Genomic DNA, 19,806 nt, shown 5'->3' on the forward strand with positions numbered 1-19,806 from the left:
ACTCCTTAGGTCAAAAATCGAAATCAATTGGCTTGCTGCGTAATTGCCGCCCCGTAGTTCACCGTCGCTTCCGCCGGAAACTCGCCGATCACCGCTTGATCGGCGGTAAACGTATCGACCGGTTTTCCGTTGACGGTAAGCGACCGGATGGGCTGGTCGGCGGGTGCCTTGAGAACGATCTTGCCTGGAGGCAGGGCGAGATCGCCGGAGAGCACGAGCCGCAATTTATCGGGTTCTTCCTGGCGCAAGGTATAGTTCAAGGTTCCATACCACGTGGGCAAACGCTTCACGCCCACATCGCCGCCACCCTCCAGCCACGCTTTCGGAATTCCTGCCGCCAGAACCAATGCTTGATCGCTTTCACGTTCATACGCGTACAGAGCGCGCATCGCCCGCACGAATTCCGCCCCGATCCAGGCATGGGGCATATCGCCTATGAACTTGGGATGCTTGGGATCGCGCCAGACGACCTCCGCCCAGTGATTCCAGTCGGCGGGACGTTGATCCTTGAGCAGAAAATTCAACAGCTCCAGCGCCTGCTCGCGCCGCCCCATACGGACCAGCGCTTCTACGGTACGCACTTCGTACGGCGTGTAAGCGATCCATTCCAGCTTGTCGTCGCGCCGCTTGTTGAAATAGTCGTAGAAATTGTCGAAGGTCTTGTTCAGCGCCTCTATCGGAAGATTGGTCTGCTCGCCGCCGACCGCGACCGCCATGGCCGTGGCGGTGGCGTCGAAATCGCCCAGCTCCGCCGAACCCGGCATGAAGGCGATCTTGTGCTTGGCCATGGTGCGCTTGATGGATTGGTACAGGTCGCTGCGAAAATCGTCCCGCAAAGCGTCAAAATGCGCGGCATTGTTTTCGTCCATGACCAGCACGGCCAAGTCGGCGGCATCCTTGAGCCCGCGCAAGGTCCAAAAGCCGTCCCAGTAGGAGTGTACCGGATGGGCGCTGTAACCTTCGTGACTGATGGATTCGGGCATCATGCCGAAAAACATCGATTTATCGGAGGACTTGTACTCTTCGCTCTTCCGTTGATTGCGCAACTGCTCGATATAGTGCACCGATTTCACGATCGTCGGCCACATCTCGTATACAAAACCGATATCGCGCGTGTAACGGTAGTATTCGGCGACAACGTAAATGAACTCGCCGTGGCTGTCGTTCTCGGGGACGCTATCGGGCCCCCTGTGATCGACGCAGCAGGGAATCTTCCCGTTGGGAAACTGGAACCCGGCATACCATTCGATGAAGTGCCGTACTTCTTCGGTATACCCCATGCCGAGCAAGGCGGCGGACATCAAGGCCGCGTCGCGAATCCAGGAGCGGGCGTAGGAGCGAGAACCGGGATAAAGCGCGGCGCCGTCCCGGTTGATGAAGATATAGGCCAGATTGCTCCTCACCGTATCCCGAAGCTTTTGCGCCTCGGGCGGAACGATCAGATCGGCGCGGACGATCTTGGCCTCCCAGAAGTTGACGGCATCCCGAAACCGGGCCCGACCGAAGGCACTGCCGTTCCCCTCCACTATATTCGCCGCCTCCAGAATGGCCTCCGGATTCTGATACGGAATCGCCAGATAAATCTCCCGCGACGCGCCGGGAGGCAAATCCAGCTCGTATTCCAAGGCGGCGGACGCATAGCCGAAGGGGTCGTGAGCTTCGGTCTGCTGCGGCACCTTGCCTTCCATCAAGAAATCGGTAATCGAACCTTGGTCGAAGGTCGTCGCACCAAAGTGATGAGGCGGGGTCAAGGGGATTACCGAGCGATTCTCGTCGACCCGGATGATTCGCCCGTCCAGCGCGATATCGTGGATTTGCGCAACGCCCCCCACCATATTCAAGGCCTGCCAGGGCGGATTGACTTGAAACGGACGGATCGCGAGCAAGAGCTTCAACTGCTCACGCTCGCTGCCGTTGTTCTCCACCCGATAGCGCGCATAAAGCGCCTGCCCGGGCTTGCTGGCGGCGAAAGCCGTCGTCTTCATTTCGACCGAATCGGACCGCCAGGTCACCGAGGGCACGGGCAAATAACCGCGCTCGAGCTCCTGTACCGGAAACACGTCGTTCCAGGTAACGAGCTTGCCTTTGGTGTATAAGAAGGGTTCGATGGAAAATGCGTTCTTATCCACTTCCAGCGCCCCTTCCTCGTTCAGCAAACCCTCCTTGTCGCTGCCGTTGGCGCCGATGACGGTGAAATAACTTTGCTCGCCGTAAAAATATTTCGGGTAGATACCGCGGGGCGCTTCACGGGCAATGGTTTCGAAAAATGCGTTCGGCGAGGCGGAAAAGTCGAACGGTTTTATGGTCAGCGAGCTGATGCCGTATCCCCGGCCGCGGCTGCTTTTCTGCAACTCCAGCCGCAAATAGCGGGATTCGGCGTCGGGCATATAAATGTAATCGCGGCGCCCGTTGCCCAGACTGACCGTGTACACCGGCTGCCATAGCTTGCCGTCTTGGGAAATCCGAACCTGATAAGCGGTGGCGTAATCGTCGCGGTCCCACTCGATGATCAAGCCGCCATATTCGCGGCGCTTCAGAAAATCGACCTGCAGCCACTGGCTTTCCGCGAGCGCGCCGCTTTGCCATGAGGTTTCGGGCTTCGCGTCCAGCACCGACTCCGGGTCGTGATCCTTGGCGGTGGTCGAGGCCGTGACTTTGGGCGTGAGATTGTAGGCGGTAATCGGCTCGCGCTTCTCGAAGCGGAAATCGTCGAGCCAAATCGATCCCTTGCCGCCGGTGCTCGACGTGATCGAGAACTCGACGAATCCAACCTGCTTGAGTGGCGTATTGGACGGTCCCCACGCGAAGTCGAACATGCGTTTTTTCACGCGGTACTGTTGCCAGTCCACCGGCAACTTGAAATCGAAGCGCCGTCGCCACCAGACGTTATCCCCGGAGGGGTCGATGATCTTAAACTCGACATTGTTGGCCGGCGCTTCCGCCCGCGTATAAAACGTGAATGCGTAATTTTCGGGCAGCGGGATGGAGAACTTCTTGCGCACGGTAACAAAGCCCGTACCGCCCCTGAAATCGAAATCGAGGCGTAGACCCATGCCGGTCCGGCCGGTATCCTGAGCCAATTCCACATGAGTGCCTTCCGCGGCCACGGCGGTCCAGCCGCTCAGCGTTTCGAAATCGTCCAGAATCACTGCTGCGGAATTCGCCGCCCGCGCCAAACCGAACCCCACCAGACATGCCAAGCCCAACAAGAGCTTGATCAGTTTTCGTCTATTCATTTCTATCAATCGGAAAAGCAGGTCTTCTCTATATAGACAAGCTTCGAGACCTTCTTGACGAGAGCGTAAGCCTGATCCGCTCGGCCAGGCAAGCATGGAGGTCCCCGGAATATCGTTGATCAAGCGGCGGGCATCTCCCCACGGATAAGAAAATCGGTTTTAATCCTCAAGCTTTGCTCTCCGACTCGATACACATAACGCCGATGCACTCCGTCCGCCACTGGCTTCCCTCGCCTTTTCTGCGCTATTCCGCGGCTTTTCAAGTCATCGGCGGGTCCGCCGCGCTTCTTGCGCCCGATGGATCGACGCTGCTCGTCGAGGCCCTCGCAGCCAATCACGCGATCGTATTCGGCGCGAGCTTTTGGCCTACCAGCCCGCTGCTCGGCCCGAACCTCACCCGGCTCCCCGCCGAACGAGCGGAACGCAAGGAAATCGCACTGACCTTCGACGACGGACCCGACATCGAAACCACGCCGAAAGTGCTCGATCTGTTGGATCGTTACCAAGCCAAAGCCAGCTTTTTTTGCATCGCCGCCAGAGCCGAAAAGTATCCGGAACTGGTTCGCGACATCGTATCGCGAGGCCATCGCATCGAAAATCACACATACCGCCATGCGCATACCTTCGCCTTGAGCGCCGTCGGCGGTTTCAAGGCGGAAATCGGGCGAGCGCAAGCGGCGTTAACAGCTCTCACGGGCGCCTCACCGCGCTACTTCCGGGCCCCCGTCGGCATGCGCAACCCGTGGCTGCAACCCGTGCTGAGCAGCTTGGATCTGACCTTGGTTTCATGGACACGCCGTGGCTACGATGCCGTGTTCGGCGACCCTCAAAAGATCGTGCGGCGTTTGTCCAAAAACCTCCGCGGCGGAGATATTTTGCTGCTGCACGATGGCTCTTCGGCCCGCGACCGGAACGGCCGCCCCGTCGTACTGGAAGCCTTGCCGAGATTGCTGGACGAAGTCGCTCGGCTGAACCTGATTCCCGTTCCGCTATGACGACTCCAAGCTTTAAAAAGCTGTTACCCACATAGAAGTTTCGGGATCGACGCTAACTTAATGTGAACGATTGTTGCCCTGAACGCGGATCCTTTGCACAATCGATCTGGGGGGATAAAGGATCGTCGGAACAGCGATTCGTGCTTAGCGTCCTCTTGGGATTTTCCGTCAACCAACAAAAAGAGAAAAAACAATGAGACTCAAACCCGTACTCGTCGCTTTATTCGTCGCCGCTTTCGTTCTCCTGGCCGGTTGCCGGACTTCTCCGGTATACAACGTCTACGACGCGCCGGTCATGGTGACGGGCAACAAGCCTTATACCGCCGAGGACGTCGAGAAAGCCATCATTCGGGCAGGTGCCGGACTCGGCTGGCAGGTCAGAAAAGTAAAGCCGGGACAGCTCATCGGAACGCTGTTCATCCGCTCCCATATGGCGGAAGTGGACATCACCTACAGCAAGGACAAATACAATATCCGCTACAAGAACAGCAACAACCTGAACTACGACGGCACCAAGATTCACAGCAATTACAACGGCTGGATTCAGAATTTCGATAATGCCATCAAGCGCGAGCTGTTGAGCATTTAAAAACGCGCAGTGATCGTCGATTTCGGCCATTTGGCCGAACAAACCGCCCGCCGCTATCGGGCGGCGGGCCGCTTCACCGAAGGATTCGTGCGCGGCAAGCTGCGGCACGATCCCGTGTACGCCTATCTCCTTTCCAATCCCGATTGGCTTCCCCGAAGCGGCGCGATTCTCGATCTCGGCTGCGGGAGAGGCATTCTCATGAGCCTATTGTCGGAAGCTCGGAGACTCGATCTGATTCCGCTGAGCAACGCGCAATTTTTCGGCATCGATCTGCGTCCGAACGACGTAGCCGCCGCCAGGCTGGCCTTGGGCGACGAGGCGGAAATCGCCGTCGCCGACGTGCGCTCGGCAGCCTTGCCCGCCTGCCGAGCGGCTGTCCTGCTGGACCTTCTGCTTTATCTCGCGGCGGACGAACAGGAGGCGCTGCTCGAGCGAATAGCGGACGTACTGCCCGATGGCGGTGCGCTGGTCATGCGGGAGGCGGATGCCGGTTCAGGCCTAAGTTTTCAAGCCACCCGAACCGCAGAGCGGCTGTGCGCGCTGGCGCGGGGCCATGTTCGGCAACGCTATCATTACCGCAGCGAGACGGAATGGAAAGGCTTGCTCGAAGCCTTGGGATTTTTCGTGGAGACCGTTCCGATGAGCGAAGGCACGCCGTTTGCCAACGTGCTTTTCATCGCCCGGCGCCGCAATCCGTCGCTTACGGCAGATTGACCAGCCGCGGCGGCTCCCACGCCGGATCGCGGTGCTCGGCGACAACCGTGGTGTAGATACCTCCACGTACATTGAAGCGGGCGGTCACGCGCATGAAGTTCGGAGCGCAGGCACTGACGAGATCATCGAGAATTCGATTGGTCACCGCTTCGTGGAACGCGCCCTCCTCGCGGAAAGACCAGATATAAAGCTTGAGCGATTTGAGCTCCACGCACGATCGGTTCGGCACGTACTCGATCAGAATGGTGGCGAAGTCCGGCTGGCCGGTTTTGGGGCACAAGCAGGTAAACTCCGGAATCTCGATGCGGATAGTGTAATTGCGGCCGGGTTGCGGATTATCGAAGGTTTCGAGGTCTTTGCTAGGTATTGATGGCATAGGAGAACGGTAAAGGATCTTCAGAAATGCGCGATGCGCAGTAGTGGCGGAACACAGACAGGACATAAACAAGTACGGAATGACGCCGTGACTTAGTCCGCTATAATAGCGCCCGGTTCCATTACAAACCAGACTAACGGACTTGCCCGCCATCGCGCCCACCATCATTTTCCTGCTGTCGTCTCGTACTGCAAAACTCATTTACACCCTCTGATGCGGCTGGACAAGATCAAACTCGCGGGCTTCAAGTCCTTCGTCGACCCCACGCCGATTCCGCTTCCCGGCAATCTGGTGGGCATCGTCGGACCGAACGGCTGCGGCAAATCGAACATCATCGACGCGGTGCGCTGGGTGATGGGCGAGAGCTCGGCCAAGCATCTCCGCGGCGACACCATGGCCGACGTGATCTTCAACGGGTCCAGCACCCGCAAGCCGGTGGGCATGGCCTCGGTGGAACTGATCTTCGACAACAGCGAAGGCAAGGCGCCGGGCGAATTCGCCAGATACCCGGAAATTTCCATCAAGCGCCAGGTCACGCGGGACGGGCAATCGACCTACCTCTTGAACGGCACCCGCTGCCGCCGCAAGGACATCACCGACCTGTTCCTCGGCACCGGGCTCGGCTCCCGCAGCTACGCCATCATCGAGCAAGGCACCATCTCCCGGCTGATCGAAGCCAAGCCCGACGAACTGCGGGAGATCATCGAGGAAGCGGCGGGCATTTCGAAGTACAAGGAAAGGCGTCACGAAACCGAACTCCGCATGGGTCACACCCAGGAAAACCTAGACCGGCTGCAGGATCTGCGCGACGAGGTGGCGAAACAACTGGACAACCTCCGGCGGCAGGCGAGAAAGGCCGAAAAGTACACGGGCCTCAAGCAGGAGGAGCGGCGCTACAGAGAGCAACTGCTCGCCATCCGCTGGCGCAAATACGACGAGCTCCTGCGCGATCATCAAAAGTCCCTGGCAACATCCGAACAGCTGTTCCGACAACTGGTCAGCGAAGGCAACGGCTTGAACGAAACGCTGGAGCAATATCGAGACCAGCACGAAGCGCTGCAACACCAACTCGGCGAGCATCAAGGCCGCTTTTACGAGCTGGGCTCCGAAGTCAGCCGGCTCGACCAGGCGATCAAGCACGCGCACAAGACGCGCGAAACCCTGCGTCAGGAACAAACCCGGCTCCAAGGGGAAAAAGAACAGGCGCTGCGCGACCTGGAAAACGATCGACACCAACTCGAAGCCGTGCGGGAAGAGCTCGCGTCAGTCGAGACCGACCTTGATCGGGGTTTGGCCGCCGAAATCGAAGCGGTCAAACACCGAGACGAATCGGACCGGGCGCTCAGAAACCTGCGCCAGGCCTTCGAATCGCTGAGCGGCGAAATCAACCGTTGCAAAGGCCAGGCTGAGCTTCAGAAATCGCGGCTCAAGCAACTGGAACAACAGGAGCGACAATTCCAGTCCCGGCGGGAGCGGCTGGAAACCGAGCGCGACGAGCTCGAAGACACGCTGCAAACCGAGGGCCTGGAAGCGCTGCAACAGGATCTGGCGGAACTCGAAGCCGAACGCGCGGCGCTGCACGAGCAGCTGCAAAGCCTGGTCGAACGAATTCAGCAGGAACGCCAGCGGGCCAAAGCCTGCCAGGACGAACTGAACGCCGGCCGTGCCGAAGTGCATGCCATACAGGGCCAGATCAGCTCGCTGGAAACGCTGCAACAGCACGCCATGGGCAAGGACCGCGCCGCAGTCAGGACATGGCTGGCCGAACGCGATCTCGATCGTGCCGGGCGCCTGGCCGAACACCTGGACGTGCGTTCCGGCTGGGAGACGGCGGTCGAAAGTGTCCTCGGCAGCCATCTCGAAGCCCTGTGCGTCGAGGGACCGGCCGTCTATTGGCCGCATCTGGACAAACTTCCCGGCGAGTCGCTGAGCTTCTTCGAAACCCACTCGCCGAATGGGGCTGCCACGCCGGCCGCAGAAAAACTCATCGGACAAGTGCAATCGCCCTGGGATCTCGGTCCGCTGCTCGGTGCCGTATATTGCGCGGAAAATCTTGCGGCAGCGAAAACCTTGAGCGAGCGGCTGGCGGACCACGAATCGGTGGTGACTCCGGACGGCATCCGCCTCGGCCGGGGCTGGCTGGCCGTCCACAAGCCGGAGGACGGAAAGGCCGGCATGATCAAGCGGGAGCGCGACCTGCGGGAACTCAAGACCCGGCGCGACAGCCTGCTCGAAAGAAGCCGGATACTGGAGCACGATCTCGCGCAAGCCGATCAAGCAGTGAAGGATGCGGAGCACGAGCGCGAGCGCCTGCAGTCTCAGGAGCGTACTTTGGGCGCCGATCAAACCCGTCTCAAGGCCGAGTTGAGCGCCGCCACGGCACGCTGCGAGCAGGCTGCGAAGCGTCTCCGGCAGCTCGAATACGAGCTGGACGATCTGGAAGAACACCAGTCTCAAATCGTCGAAGAAACCGCCGAGGCCAAGACTGCCTTGCTCGAGGCGGAAGAACGGCTTGCCGAGCTGGAACCGAAAACCGCGGATCATGCCGCCCGGCGGGAGGCGCTGGAAAATGTTCTCGGCAACGCCGATGCGTCCTTGAAAGCGGCGCGCGACCGGGTCCACGAACTCAAAACCCGTCTCGAAACCCTGAAGTCGGCTGAAGGTTTAACCCGAAAACACCTTGAGCGGGCCCAAAATCAGTACGACCAGTCCCTGGGACGGCTGGAAACCGTCAGCGCACAGATGAACGAAGCAGAAACACCGGTCGAGGACGAACAAGCCCGGTTGGAAGAACTGCTGGAGCAGCGCGTCGAGGTCGAGCGGACACTGTCGGATTTACGCAAGCGCGTCGGCGACCTGGAAGCCGAAATTCGCCGCGTCGACCAAGCTCGGGTCCGTAATCAGAGGGACTTGGACGGCCTCAAACAGCGCCTCGAACAGACCAAGCTGGAACTCCAGGCCAACGAAGTGCGCCGACAGACGGTGCAGGAGCAATTCGATGAACTGGGCGCGGAACCGGACGCGGTTTTAGCCGAATTGCCCGAGGACGCGGATGAAAAGATCTGGCAGAAGCGAGTCGCCGAACTGGGGGAAGAAATCATCAGGCTCGGCGCGGTCAATCTGACGGCGATGGAAGAATACCTGGCGCAAGAAGAACGCATGAAGTTTCTCGATCAGCAGCACCAGGATCTGATCGAATCGCTGACCACGTTGAGAGAAGCCATCGAGAAAATCGATCGGGAATGCCGAGCCCGCTTCAAAGAGACCTTCGACAAGGTGAATGCCGGCCTGCAACGCATGTTTCCCAAGCTGTTCGGCGGAGGCCAGGCATCCCTGGACCTCACCGAACGCGATTTGCTGGAATCCGGCGTCAGCATCATGGCGCGGCCGCCCGGCAAGCGGAACAGCTCGATCCACCTGCTATCGGGCGGCGAAAAAGCGCTCACGGCGGTAGCGCTGGTGTTCGCCATCTTCGAGCTCAACCCGGCGCCCTTCTGCCTGCTCGATGAAGTGGACGCTCCGCTGGACGACGCCAACGTCGGCCGTTTCAGCCAGTTGGTCAAAGAAATGTCCGAAAAGGTACAATTCCTGTTTATTTCGCATAACAAAGTGACGATGGAAATCGCCCAGCATCTGGCCGGCGTTACCATGAAAGAACCCGGCGTGTCCCGCATCGTCGCGGTCGATATCGACGCGGCGGTGGAAATGTCGGCGGTTTGAGTTCCTGTGCCGTGTGCGGGCCGGTTTTCCGCACGAGATAACTTGGCCGCCATTGGCGGCTTCCTTGTTTGCAGGCTGTCAAGTGCCTTTGAGGAAAGGAGATGGATAGAGATACCGTACGTTTGGTCCTGCTGGTGATCGGCGTCATCGTCATCGCCGGCATCTATGTCTGGGGACGCCACAAGCAAAAAGTCCTGGATTTTCTACAACGGCGCGGCGAGTTCGACGAACTGGATTTCGACCCTTCGATCGATAAGGAGTCGCCTGATTACGATGAGGAAGAATTCGAAAGCGTTCGCGTCCTGAATCGAAACGAGCGGCATTTTTCCGATAATGAATTCGATTTCGAAGACGAGGCGGAAGACGTGATCGAGGCGCCGCAGGAACCGCCGCGAACAACGCAGAGAGAAGCGGACAGAACCGCCGCTTTGGGCGCCCCGTTTCTGATACAACTCAGCGTGGTGGCGGGAGACGAGTTCGTTTTTGCGGGTGACGAACTCAAGAATGCTCTGTTGGACCTCGACCTGGTCCATGGCGAGATGGGCATCTTTCACCGTTATGACCGCGAATTCCGCAAACCTCTGTTCAGCGTGGCCAGCCTCGTGAAACCCGGCACCTTCCCCGTCGACGACATGGCGTCGTTCGAGTGCCCCGGCGTGGTCCTGTTCTTTCAACCCGCCACGGTCGACGATCCCTTGGGCGTGTTCGACGATTTGGTCAACACTTGCCATGAGCTGGCCGTTCGATTGGACGGGATCGAGTGGGACGACGCCCGCCGTCCGCTGACCGGGGAAAAAATCGCCCAGATGCGCAACCGCCTGGAAGAAGCTTACGAGTAGCCGTGAACGCGCCGGAAGAGATTAAACGTCGCGCGGACGAATTGCGCAAAGAAATCGAATTCCACAATCTGCGCTACTATCAGCTCGATTCGCCGCTGATTTCCGACGCCGAGTACGACCGCCTGATGCAGGAGCTCTTGGCGATCGAGCACCAGTATCCGGAACTTGCCATCCCCGATTCCCCAACACAGCGGGTCGGCGCTCCGCCGGTCGCAGCATTTGCCGCGGTACGCCACGAAATCCCCATGCTGTCGCTGGACAACGCCTTCAGCGACGAGGACGCCGAGGATTTCCATCGCCGCGTGAGCCAGCGGCTCGGACGCAACGACATCGGCTACTTGGTGGAACCCAAGCTCGACGGCCTCGCGGTCAGCCTCATCTACGACAAGGGCGTCCTGGTTTGCGGGGCCACGCGCGGCGACGGTCAGACCGGCGAAGACATCACCCACAACGTCCGCACGATCCGCGACATTCCGCTGCGGCTCAGGGACAGCGGCTGGCCGGAACGCTTCGAAGTGCGGGGCGAAGTGTTCATGCCGAAAAAGGGTTTTCTCGCCTTGAACGAGCGGGCGCGGCAAAACGGCGACAAGGTCTTCGTCAACCCGCGGAATGCCGCCGCCGGAAGCCTCCGCCAACTCGACCCAAAGATTACCGCCTCACGCCGCCTCTGCTTCTTTTCTTACGGCTATGGCATCTTTCCGAGCGACCAGCTGCCGGATACCCAGAAAGAGTTGATGGACCGGTTCAAGTCCTGGGGCATTCCCGTCAGTCCGGAACTACACGTGGTCCAAGGCATAGCCGGCTGTCTTGCTTACTATCGGGACCTCTTGGCCCGGCGGCACGATCTCCCCTACGAAATCGACGGCGTGGTTTACAAAGTGGACCGTCTGGCGGACCGGAGCGCATTAGGTTTCGTCGCTCGCGCGCCGCGTTGGGCCATCGCCCATAAATTCCCCGCGGAAGAAGCCACCACCAAAGTCATCGCCATTGAGGTTCAAGTGGGACGCACCGGCGCCCTGACCCCGGTGGCGCGGCTCGAACCCGTTTTCGTCGGCGGCGTCACCGTAACCAATGCGACGCTGCACAATGCGGATGAAGTGCACAGGCGGGATATTCGGGCCGGCGATACCGTCGTCGTCCGGCGCGCCGGCGACGTAATCCCGGAAGTGGTGAAAAGCCTGCCGGAACTCCGCCCGGCCGACGCCCCGGTCTTCCAAATGCCTAGCCACTGCCCCGTGTGCGGCGCGGAGGTGGAATTGGAGCCCGGCGAAGCCATCGCCCGTTGCAGCGGCGGCCTCTTTTGCCCCGCGCAGCACAAGGAATCCATCAAGCATTTCGCCTCGCGCCGCGCCATGGACATCGACGGCCTGGGCGACAAGCTGGTCGATCAGATTCTCGAAAACAAGCTGATCGAGACGGTCGCCGATCTCTACCGACTGACCGCGGAACAGCTGGCGGCACTGGAGCGCATGGGGCGAAAATCGGCGGAGAACCTGATCAATGCGCTGGAACGGAGCAAGCATACTACCCTGTCCCGCTTCCTTTTTGCGCTGGGCATTCGGGAAGTCGGCGAAGTCACGGCGCACACCTTGGCGGCTCACTTTCGCACCCTCGACAACATCGTGGCCGCGGACGAGGAAGAACTGCAGAATGTTCCCGACATAGGCCCTTCCGTGGCCCATCATATCCATACCTTCTTCCGGCAAGCGCACAATGTCGGGGTGGTCCGAGCTCTGCTCGATGCCGGGGTGCATTGGGAAGAAGTCGCGGAGGTAAAAACCGAGCAACCGCTCCAGGGCCGAACCTTCGTCATCACCGGCACGCTGTCCTCCATGAGTCGAGAGGAAGCAAAAGCCAGGCTTCAGGCTCTAGGCGGCAAGGTCACCGGTAGCGTGTCCAAGAACACCAGCTACGTGATAGCCGGAGCCGATCCCGGCTCGAAACTGGCTAAGGCCCAGGAACTCGGTGTCGAGGTATTGGACGAAGCGGCGTTTCTGGACTTGGTAGGAAATTAAGGACGTAGGCGGATCAGGTTTAACCGGTCCGCGAACGGTCGATTTTTGCTCGGTCCGCCGTGCGCCTTTCGATCAGAACTGAAAGTAGATCGCAAGAATGACGGCGATCAGCAGGCTGGCACAGATGGCCAGTCTTTGCCGGTTCGATATTCGGGTTTGATGTAGATTCAAGCGGTCCGACCTTAGCGCAATCCATTCGCGAAACAGGCTTACAGTCTTACGAAAAATGAACCAGCCGAGCAGCAGGAATAGGAAAAGCCCGGTCCAGGCCGTCAGGATCTGTGCTGTGCGTTGAGATACATGAAATGTCGCTTCGATCAGGTGCTCAAGGCCCAGTTCCAATACCTCGATCGCGTAATGCAATAACGATCCGATCCAACCCAGAACGACGTCGCCATAGAGCATTATGACGATAGAGCCGGCCATGAGCAGGACCATCCGTTCATCCATCTTGGCCTTTATCCAGAAAAGCAAATTATTCAGCTTCACTGAGAAGCGACCCATCATGCCTGATTGCCCTCCACGAATCAGCACCTTCGACCAGAGGATTTCGCGAATCGATTTGCAACCACAAAAAAAAGGTCGGCTGAGGAGGCTCGGGCCGACCCTATAAGTCTTCCTTCGCTAGTTCGTTGAGGTATTGAATCTAGCTACTGCCTTGAGGGGGACACGACGGCAGTGAAGTCATATTATAGTTTCGACTCGATATATTCAAGCATTTTTTAAAATAAGAAGAGCCCCGTTGAGGTCTTTTCATTATTAGCACTCATCGAGTTCCGTTCTCATGTCGACACCGCCAAGAATTCCATTCGCCATCCGGACATCGATCTGGGACTGTTTCATCTCGGCGGCACCCGGATTATGAGCATCCTGGTCACGATGGACGCTAAGGAGGGCATTGAAGCGATAAGAATCGTTAACCCTCGCGAGGCGATTCCTATCCACTACAACGATTACCGGGTTTTCAAATCACCGCTCGAAGACTTCAAGAAGGCCGTAACCGCCGCCGGTCTCGATGATCGGGTGAGATATCTGAGTCACGGCGAAACTTACCGCTTCGAGGTTCCGGATCGCCGACTTTCAGCCGGACCGCGCAGTTAAGGTTCAAGGACCGGGTTGCACCGCGCATGCGGCGAGGTGCCGTTGTCTCTTATGTGAGCTTTCCATGGCCATGAAGAGACTCGGGCGGATGAGTCTCCCGCTCGCCATATTTCTTGGCCGCCTGGCGGCAGAAAGCTTCGACAAAGGACTCGGTCACTTCCTTGAAAAAGCCGCCGAAGGCCATTCCCAGCAAGGCGTTGGCAAACTCGAAATCTAGGCGGAAAGTCGCCTCGCAACCGCCGGTCGCACTCGGCTCGAAACGCCAATGCCCGCGCAAGTGCTTGAACGGCCCTTCGACCAGATTCATCCGGATATGCCTGCTGTCCTCCATCGAATTTTCCGTCGTGAAGGAAAACTTGATCTTGCCTTTCGACAGCGTGATGGTAGCCCTGAGGGCATTCGGTGTTTTTGAATGCAGCTTTACATTGCTGCACAAAGGAAGGTAGCTGGGATAGGATTGAACGTCGTTCACCAAATCGTACATTTCTTTGGGCGTATAGTTGACGCAAACGCTCGTGCAAATAACCGCCATATCAAAACCTTAACTTGCTCATAATCTGCATTTACGGCGTCGGCCTAGCGACACGCACATTTGCGGCCGAACGCGAACAGCGCCGGGAAACTTCTTGACCACACCGTCTTATCGCTCATGCGTCTTTCACACGGCAAAGACGCCGGCTTTTTTATTTCGTCAGCCTAGAGACATTCTCCAAGTTTTCGCTCAGGCGCTTGATCTCTTCCTCGGCCCGTACCTGGTTGGTCACATCGTACTGAATCCCGAGATAATAAATCACCTTCCCGTCTCGATCGAAGAGCGGCGTGAGTGCGAGATGATTATAAAAGAGCTCGCCGTTCTTTCGATAATTGCGGAGCGTCACTTCAACCGGCTGAGCGTTCGCCAGCGCTTCGCGGATCTGGGTACGAGCGTCCTGATCTCTATCGTTTCCCTGTAAAAACCGGCAGTTTTTCCCCACTATCTCTCCCTGGTCATATCCCGTTATCTCTTCGAAGGCTTTATTGACATAAACGACGGGCATATCGTCCAAATCCGGGTCGGCCAGCGTTACGCCATTGACGCACGAATCAAGAATCTTAGCCAGCACCTGCGGGATCAGTCCCGGATCTTTTTCCACAATGAAGGCCATAATCGGTTCCTCCTAATTCTTCACTTCAATCTCTCGCTTCCGCTTATTGTTGATCGAAAAACCTCGCCAAATTCCTTTTGACTCACGAATGGCCCTCGATGAGGCCTTTTAGATTTTTCACCGTCTGCTCGGCACCATCCTGCACGGCGACTCGAATCAATTTCTCGAACGGACGCATGAACAGCTCGAGCTCCGATAACTCAAAGGTAAACGCGACCTGCGTGGATGGCGACTGCGTACTCTTTTGCTCGAAATCATAGACACAGCGGAAAGGGCTGGACACTCCGCTGAAGCAAAGCCGCTTGTTCGGTTGATAATCAGTCACCCTGAACGTGGATTCGGTCCGGTGCCCATGATCGACTCGAACCTGCCGCGCCAGAGTGCCAAGACGCATTGGCCCTTCCGACAAGGGTTTCAATTCGACGACTTCGGGTGACCACTTCGGGTAATTTTCGAAGAACTCGTCGCTTATAAAATGAAAAACTTCCTCTACGGGTTTGTTGATGACCGTGGTCGCCTTGGCTTTTACGGGCTGACTTGAGCCAAACATCATTTGCGCCTCCTGAATTTTCCGGCGTCATTATTGGACGCACCGATATCCCATATGAATTCAGTTCACCTGCTCACGCTTTGACAACAGCGCCGCAAATATACGCCTTGCCACCTTTCCTCCAGCCGGTCACAACACATAGGTATCGATGCCCGCAAGCAATAGATCGTATTGCGCTTCGACGATTTCTTTCACGACCGCTGCGGGAAATCCCCCGACCACATTGCGTTCCAACGCCACCCATCCCACGGAATCCTGAGGCCCCAGGCTGACCAGATAGCCCAGATCGCGATGCAGATACGGCTCCAGCAATTTGACGAGCCCCGAATGCCTGAGAATGTTTCGAGCGGCCAACTTGCCTTTGCGCACGGCGGACTGAGCCGTCATGGCGTTCGATCCCAATGAGCGATAGTACGAGCAGTCGCCGGCGGTGAAAACCCGGTCCAAAATGTCTCCGTCCACAACGACTTGGCCGAAAAAATTGGCGTGCAAACGGATGTTGGCGCTCTTGCCGACGAAAAGCAGGCTCAGCTGGGAATCGAGTTCGGACAGCTCGCCCGTCTCAACCTCCTCGAGCACGACACGATCCGCCTCCTGAGCGCGGAAAAAACGACCTGTCACATGCTCGATTCCGAGGTCCGCCATTCGAGCCTCCGCATACTGCCCCAATTTCGCATTGAACTGCGTCAGCACCCTGTGCTCGGAGTCCACCAGACGAAGCCGACAGGGAATGCGGCGCTCCCGCACGAAATTGGCGATCTCGAACAGATACTGGATGCCGGTCGCACCGCCTCCGACCGCGGTAATCCACGGAGCGGAAGAGTTCGCAGCCGCCAAGTTCTCTTGCAGGACCTCCGGCCCCGGCTTTTCGATGAAATCGTCGAGATCGATCACTCGGCTAGGTTTCTCGAGCTTCTTGAAACCCGCTCCGGTGGCGATCAGAAGATAGTCGAACCCGATCTCCTCCTGCCCGACCGGTATGACCCGGTCGCTTTGCCACTGTTTCAACGCCGTATCGTCGAATCTCAGATCCGCCATGACATGGCGAAAATTGAACCGCTTCTCCAAGGCCGCGAAAGACACTTTGAAGTCCGTCAGAGGACGGCGAAAACTTTCGTGCAGATGGGTAATCTTAAGGTGATAAGGCCGGCGATCGATCAAGACGATCTCGGCGTCGGAACGGTATTCACGGATCGTAATCAGCGCCGACAGCCCTGAATAGCCGCCGCCTATGATGACGAGCTTGAGCGCTTCCTTACTGGGGAAATAAAATGGCAAAAACATATCCGTTCTCTTCTTGTTGTTTCTTCTTGTATGAACTTCCCATGGTCGACGGACTGATTTCCAGAAGCACGGTATCTTGGCCGCCTTGCCGGGGAAATTCCCGCTCTTCATAAGACTTGCCGGCCCGACAAAGATTCCCCTTTGTTCGGCTCCCCATTGCTCCGGCTATTCACGTCTTATTTGTGTAGACGCGTCGCTCGACCTATGAAAGCCCCCGGTTAGATCGTATTGTGTTACCCGGCATTTCCGAACTGTGACAAAAAGGAACTGATGTATGACCGACCAAGACACCAAATCCAAGCGTATTCTCGTGGTCGATGACAACACGGATGCCGTCGAAAGTTTGGCTTTATTACTGGAACTCGAAGGCCATGACGTCCGAACCGCACTCGATGGGCCGGCCGCTCTCGATTTGGCATCCGAATTTAGGCCCCAGGCCGTGCTGTTGGACATCGGCCTCCCGGGCATGGACGGCTACGAAGTAGCCCGCAGACTGCGTGAACGTCCGGAGACGCGCGAAGCGCTGATCATCGCCATCACCGGTTATGGCCAGCAAGAAGACCGAGCTCTCACCAAAGCCGCGGGGTTCGATCATCACCTGGTAAAGCCGGTCGATCCGGAAGAATTGGGCGCCCTGCTCGGATAGCCCTACCGAGATGTAGCCCACGCTCTCTCGTCAGAGACATCAAGAAAATATGTGTGCGTCATTTCAAACACCTGACTGCGTGATTTGCCGCAGTTTTACGGATGGCTTCGGAACCGAGCGCCAAGCAACCTTGCGCCGCGCAACGGGTTCGGCATGCTTGGCTCGATTTCTGCGTGATGCTCCGCCCATTTGACCGGCCTTTTACAAAAGCCTTGGCGATCTGCGAAAACACACACTTCAACATTTACCGAAGCAAAGAGTTTTTCTTTACTCGTGGAGCAAGAAGCAAGAAATGCATGCCGTAACTTTGACCATCGGCCTTTGCAGCCAAAGGACTTCGATAACGGCGGCCAAGTTCTTTAAGGAATCTCTGATTAAGTCCTTCGACAGGCTCAGGACGAACGGTAACGTATTGATTCCGTTCGTGATGAGCCTGCCAAAGGGCATGACCGGAATCCACTTGTTCAGAGCTTCCTTAATGTTTCACCGGCTGGTGTTGTTGCGGGCAGCGAAACCTTAAACATGGCTTTTCGTACGATGTCCCTCATCGCGACCGAGTTGAACGGTTACCCGGCGGAACCGGGTTACCGCATCGCCGGTCGAACCAGGGTTACGTGCAGATGGGGCGGCTAATTTGCGAACCGGGGGTTTGATTTCAAGCGTGTTGTCGATCGGACTCAAACGAAGAGCGATTCGGACGAGGTCTTTCTCCGGCGTCCGCAATCATCTGGCCTCGCTGTGTTTCTGGGCTTTGTCCGTGGCGGTCTTGTCCGGTTGCGCGTCCATAGGTTCGCGAACAAAGCCGATTTCGGACGGATTTGAACATTATCGCGGCATGGACATAAAGCTTCCGGTCTCGGCGGCTTTCGGCCCCGACCGACGGCTGTGGCGCGTCGTGCCCACCACCGACCGCGTCTACGTCGATTTTTCCAGCGATTACGGCAAAACCTTCAGTCCCCCGGTAGCAATCAACCCGGAGCGCGTGCCGATCAGGACGCAAAGCGAATACCGCCCGCAGATCGCCGTCGATCCCGCCGGCCGAATCTACGTCGCTTACCCGGCCTTCGGCTTGCAGCCTTGGACCACCTATTTGAGCATTTCCGAAGATCAGGGGCGGCATTTCACCGCGCCGGAGCCCTTGAGCGACATGGCTAGAACAGCCAACTCGTTTCAGGCCGTACTGGCGGTTGATCCCCGCGGCGATTTGCACGCGTTTTGGCACGACGAGCGCGAGGGCGTCGACGAAGCACGGGGCAACGACATCTTTCACACCGTCCTGGGCGCCAACGGAAAGCCCCTTCAATCCAATCAAAAAATCGTGGACGACGTTTGCAGTTGCTGCCGCCTCGCCGTCGATTTCGATACCGATGGGCGGCCGGTTTTGATCACCCGGTTCATTTATCCCGGCAACATCCGCGATCATGGCCTTCTAAAGCCCGAGGACGGCCGTGCCGAGTGGGCGGCGACACGAGCCACGAATGACAGCTGGAAAATCGAAGCGTGCCCGGTTCATGGACCGGCACTTTCCATAGGCCGGGACGGCCGCTACCACGTCGCATGGTTTACCCAGGGAACGAAACGCCAGGGCCTGTTTTACGCTTATTCCGACGATCGGGGCCGCAGCTTTTCAGAGCCCATGGCCTTGGGCGATCCCGACCGATTGCCGGGACATCCGGACGTCTTGGCCGCGGGCGATCGGGTGATTCTCGCCTGGAACGAGTTCGACGGCCGGAAGAATCGGGCGATGGTCAAACAGTCCAGGGATGGCGGAAAAACATGGTCCGAGGCAGTCGCAACGGTGGAATCGGACGCCGAAGTCGATTTTCCGTTCCTCTTGACCGACGGCCAAGCGATTTTTCTATCGTGGAATAGCCAAGACAAGGGTTACCGCCTGATCCGCATCGATTAATCGATCCGCTCTTATCCCTTCCGATTCTTATGAATACCCATATGAAAAAATTATTCGCTCTGCTTTGCCTGTTCCTGACGCTATTTTCAGCTCCGTCATTCGCCGAAAATCAAACGCAGCCATTCAGGGCCGGCAGTCTCAGCGATATCTTGAAAACCCGCCAGGGAAAACCTTTCATTCTCATGTTCTGGTCCCTGGACTGCGCCAGTTGCATGAAAGATTTGGACGCCCTGGCAGCCTCGATGAAAAAGCATCCGAAGCTGGATCTGGTGATGGTCTCCACCGACGAAGCCGAATTTGCCGGCGAAGTGAGTGATATGCTGGCGAAACACAAGCTGAAGCAGGTCGAATCGTGGATTTTCAGCGATTCCAATGCGCAGCGGCTGCGCTACGAGATCGACTCGTCCTGGTACGGCGAGCTGCCCCGCAGTTATTTCTACGATGCGGGCCATAACCGTCTGCCGGTCAGCGGCGCGATCACGACCGAACACATCGACGCCTGGGTCGCCGCGGTCAAGCCTTGAGGAATCTCTGAAAAAGCCTTCTCCCGCAAGGTGTCGCAAAAACCCCTCTCCCCTTGGGCAGAGCGAAGCGAGGGAGATGAGGCCGGTCGGGGTTAGCTCCCCGGTAATTGATCAGGGAAGCATTTGTGAAGGCCTATGTTTGCTCTCCCGGTTGTTATTAATC

Annotated in this window: 17 protein-coding genes; 10 read left to right on the plus strand and 7 right to left on the minus strand. The window is 57.8% G+C overall.

The window, feature by feature from the left end; all coding sequences use genetic code 11:
• Nucleotides 1–23: 23 nt before the first annotated feature.
• On the minus strand, nt 24–3,236 hold the full coding sequence (locus ABJK70_RS00765) for a discoidin domain-containing protein (RefSeq protein ID WP_347257258.1): 3,213 nt from the start codon (nt 3,234–3,236) through the stop codon (nt 24–26).
• A 203-nt stretch (nt 3,237–3,439) separates the two neighbouring features.
• On the opposite strand from ABJK70_RS00765, the gene ABJK70_RS00770 reads away from it, so the two are divergent.
• The 3 genes from ABJK70_RS00770 to ABJK70_RS00780 all read left to right on the plus strand — a co-directional run bounded on the left by ABJK70_RS00770 (nt 3,440) and on the right by ABJK70_RS00780 (nt 5,534).
• Nucleotides 3,440–4,231, plus strand: coding sequence for a polysaccharide deacetylase family protein (locus tag ABJK70_RS00770; RefSeq protein WP_086135094.1), 792 nt, complete (start codon nt 3,440–3,442; stop codon nt 4,229–4,231).
• A 193-nt stretch (nt 4,232–4,424) separates the two neighbouring features.
• Nucleotides 4,425–4,820 carry a hypothetical protein gene (locus ABJK70_RS00775; protein ID WP_077731460.1) on the plus strand — a complete coding sequence of 132 codons (396 nt, stop codon included), beginning with the start codon at nt 4,425–4,427 and terminating at the stop codon, nt 4,818–4,820.
• A 9-nt stretch (nt 4,821–4,829) separates the two neighbouring features.
• Nucleotides 4,830–5,534, plus strand: a complete 705-nt coding sequence (locus ABJK70_RS00780) for a class I SAM-dependent methyltransferase (protein ID WP_077731459.1) — start codon at nt 4,830–4,832, stop codon at nt 5,532–5,534.
• On the opposite strand, the gene queF is transcribed toward ABJK70_RS00780, so the two are convergent.
• A complete protein-coding gene (gene queF / locus ABJK70_RS00785) occupies nt 5,521–5,910 on the minus strand; it encodes a preQ(1) synthase (RefSeq protein ID WP_077731487.1) in 390 nt (129 codons plus the stop codon). The two genes, ABJK70_RS00780 and queF, sit on opposite strands and share 14 nt — an antisense overlap.
• Before the next feature lie 213 nt (nt 5,911–6,123).
• Between queF and smc the strand changes: the two genes are divergently transcribed.
• The 3 genes from smc (at nt 6,124) to ligA (ending at nt 12,484) form a co-directional block, all read left to right on the plus strand.
• Complete coding sequence (gene smc, locus ABJK70_RS00790; protein ID WP_077731458.1) at nt 6,124–9,630, plus strand: chromosome segregation protein SMC; 3,507 nt, start codon at nt 6,124–6,126, stop codon at nt 9,628–9,630.
• Nucleotides 9,631–9,731: 101 nt separating this feature from the next.
• Complete coding sequence (locus tag ABJK70_RS00795; protein WP_077731457.1) at nt 9,732–10,469, plus strand: cell division protein ZipA C-terminal FtsZ-binding domain-containing protein; 738 nt, start codon at nt 9,732–9,734, stop codon at nt 10,467–10,469.
• A 2-nt stretch (nt 10,470–10,471) separates the two neighbouring features.
• Entirely contained in the window at nt 10,472–12,484 is a 2,013-nt protein-coding gene (gene ligA, locus ABJK70_RS00800; RefSeq protein WP_347257259.1) for an NAD-dependent DNA ligase LigA, read from the plus strand.
• 72 nt (nt 12,485–12,556) lie between these two features.
• On the opposite strand, the gene ABJK70_RS00805 is transcribed toward ligA, so the two are convergent.
• Nucleotides 12,557–12,991: a hypothetical protein gene (locus ABJK70_RS00805; RefSeq protein ID WP_077731455.1), complete on the minus strand. Its 435-nt coding sequence runs from the start codon at nt 12,989–12,991 to the stop codon at nt 12,557–12,559.
• 354 nt (nt 12,992–13,345) lie between these two features.
• Between ABJK70_RS00805 and ABJK70_RS00810 the strand changes: the two genes are divergently transcribed.
• Nucleotides 13,346–13,585, plus strand: coding sequence for a hypothetical protein (locus tag ABJK70_RS00810; protein ID WP_205780825.1), 240 nt, complete (start codon nt 13,346–13,348; stop codon nt 13,583–13,585).
• A 49-nt stretch (nt 13,586–13,634) separates the two neighbouring features.
• Here ABJK70_RS00810 and ABJK70_RS00815 read toward each other — a convergent pair whose 3' ends face one another.
• The 4 genes from ABJK70_RS00815 to ABJK70_RS00830 form a co-directional block, all read right to left on the minus strand.
• Complete coding sequence (locus tag ABJK70_RS00815; RefSeq protein ID WP_347257260.1) at nt 13,635–14,117, minus strand: type II toxin-antitoxin system RatA family toxin; 483 nt, start codon at nt 14,115–14,117, stop codon at nt 13,635–13,637.
• Between the two features lie 151 nt (nt 14,118–14,268).
• Nucleotides 14,269–14,730 (minus strand): PAS domain-containing protein, encoded by a 462-nt coding sequence (locus tag ABJK70_RS00820; RefSeq protein ID WP_077731453.1) that lies wholly within the window; start codon nt 14,728–14,730, stop codon nt 14,269–14,271.
• An 82-nt stretch (nt 14,731–14,812) separates the two neighbouring features.
• Nucleotides 14,813–15,283: an SRPBCC family protein gene (locus tag ABJK70_RS00825; RefSeq protein ID WP_205780824.1), complete on the minus strand. Its 471-nt coding sequence runs from the start codon at nt 15,281–15,283 to the stop codon at nt 14,813–14,815.
• A gap of 126 nt (nt 15,284–15,409) precedes the next feature.
• The gene (locus ABJK70_RS00830) at nt 15,410–16,564 is read right to left on the minus strand and encodes an FAD-dependent oxidoreductase (protein ID WP_347257261.1); all 1,155 of its coding nucleotides are present in this window, start codon (nt 16,562–16,564) and stop codon (nt 15,410–15,412) included.
• A 274-nt stretch (nt 16,565–16,838) separates the two neighbouring features.
• Between ABJK70_RS00830 and ABJK70_RS00835 the strand changes: the two genes are divergently transcribed.
• The 3 genes from ABJK70_RS00835 to ABJK70_RS00845 all read left to right on the plus strand — a co-directional run bounded on the left by ABJK70_RS00835 (nt 16,839) and on the right by ABJK70_RS00845 (nt 19,643).
• Entirely contained in the window at nt 16,839–17,210 is a 372-nt protein-coding gene (locus ABJK70_RS00835; RefSeq protein ID WP_077731451.1) for a response regulator, read from the plus strand.
• 835 nt (nt 17,211–18,045) lie between these two features.
• Nucleotides 18,046–19,119 carry a sialidase family protein gene (locus ABJK70_RS00840; RefSeq protein ID WP_156879736.1) on the plus strand — a complete coding sequence of 358 codons (1,074 nt, stop codon included), beginning with the start codon at nt 18,046–18,048 and terminating at the stop codon, nt 19,117–19,119.
• Between the two features lie 41 nt (nt 19,120–19,160).
• The gene (locus ABJK70_RS00845; protein ID WP_168175475.1) at nt 19,161–19,643 is read left to right on the plus strand and encodes a redoxin domain-containing protein; all 483 of its coding nucleotides are present in this window, start codon (nt 19,161–19,163) and stop codon (nt 19,641–19,643) included.
• Nucleotides 19,644–19,806: the final 163 nt, after the last annotated feature.

It is taken from the genome of Methylocaldum sp., from assembly GCF_039794385.1.
Taxonomy (GTDB): Bacteria; Pseudomonadota; Gammaproteobacteria; order Methylococcales; family Methylococcaceae; genus Methylocaldum.

Coding starts and splice junctions, on each gene's coding strand:
- ABJK70_RS00765 (WP_347257258.1), bottom strand. CDS start 3,236: ATGAATAGACGAAAACTGATCAAGCTCTTGTTGGGCTTGGCATGTCTG.
- ABJK70_RS00770 (WP_086135094.1), top strand. CDS start 3,440: ATGCACTCCGTCCGCCACTGGCTTCCCTCGCCTTTTCTGCGCTATTCC.
- ABJK70_RS00775 (WP_077731460.1), top strand. CDS start 4,425: ATGAGACTCAAACCCGTACTCGTCGCTTTATTCGTCGCCGCTTTCGTT.
- queF (WP_077731487.1), bottom strand. CDS start 5,910: ATGCCATCAATACCTAGCAAAGACCTCGAAACCTTCGATAATCCGCAA.
- smc (WP_077731458.1), top strand. CDS start 6,124: ATGCGGCTGGACAAGATCAAACTCGCGGGCTTCAAGTCCTTCGTCGAC.
- ABJK70_RS00795 (WP_077731457.1), top strand. CDS start 9,732: ATGGATAGAGATACCGTACGTTTGGTCCTGCTGGTGATCGGCGTCATC.
- ABJK70_RS00805 (WP_077731455.1), bottom strand. CDS start 12,991: ATGATGGGTCGCTTCTCAGTGAAGCTGAATAATTTGCTTTTCTGGATA.
- ABJK70_RS00810 (WP_205780825.1), top strand. CDS start 13,346: ATGAGCATCCTGGTCACGATGGACGCTAAGGAGGGCATTGAAGCGATA.
- ABJK70_RS00815 (WP_347257260.1), bottom strand. CDS start 14,117: ATGGCGGTTATTTGCACGAGCGTTTGCGTCAACTATACGCCCAAAGAA.
- ABJK70_RS00820 (WP_077731453.1), bottom strand. CDS start 14,730: ATGGCCTTCATTGTGGAAAAAGATCCGGGACTGATCCCGCAGGTGCTG.
- ABJK70_RS00825 (WP_205780824.1), bottom strand. CDS start 15,283: ATGATGTTTGGCTCAAGTCAGCCCGTAAAAGCCAAGGCGACCACGGTC.
- ABJK70_RS00830 (WP_347257261.1), bottom strand. CDS start 16,564: ATGTTTTTGCCATTTTATTTCCCCAGTAAGGAAGCGCTCAAGCTCGTC.
- ABJK70_RS00835 (WP_077731451.1), top strand. CDS start 16,839: ATGACCGACCAAGACACCAAATCCAAGCGTATTCTCGTGGTCGATGAC.
- ABJK70_RS00840 (WP_156879736.1), top strand. CDS start 18,046: ATGGACATAAAGCTTCCGGTCTCGGCGGCTTTCGGCCCCGACCGACGG.
- ABJK70_RS00845 (WP_168175475.1), top strand. CDS start 19,161: ATGAAAAAATTATTCGCTCTGCTTTGCCTGTTCCTGACGCTATTTTCA.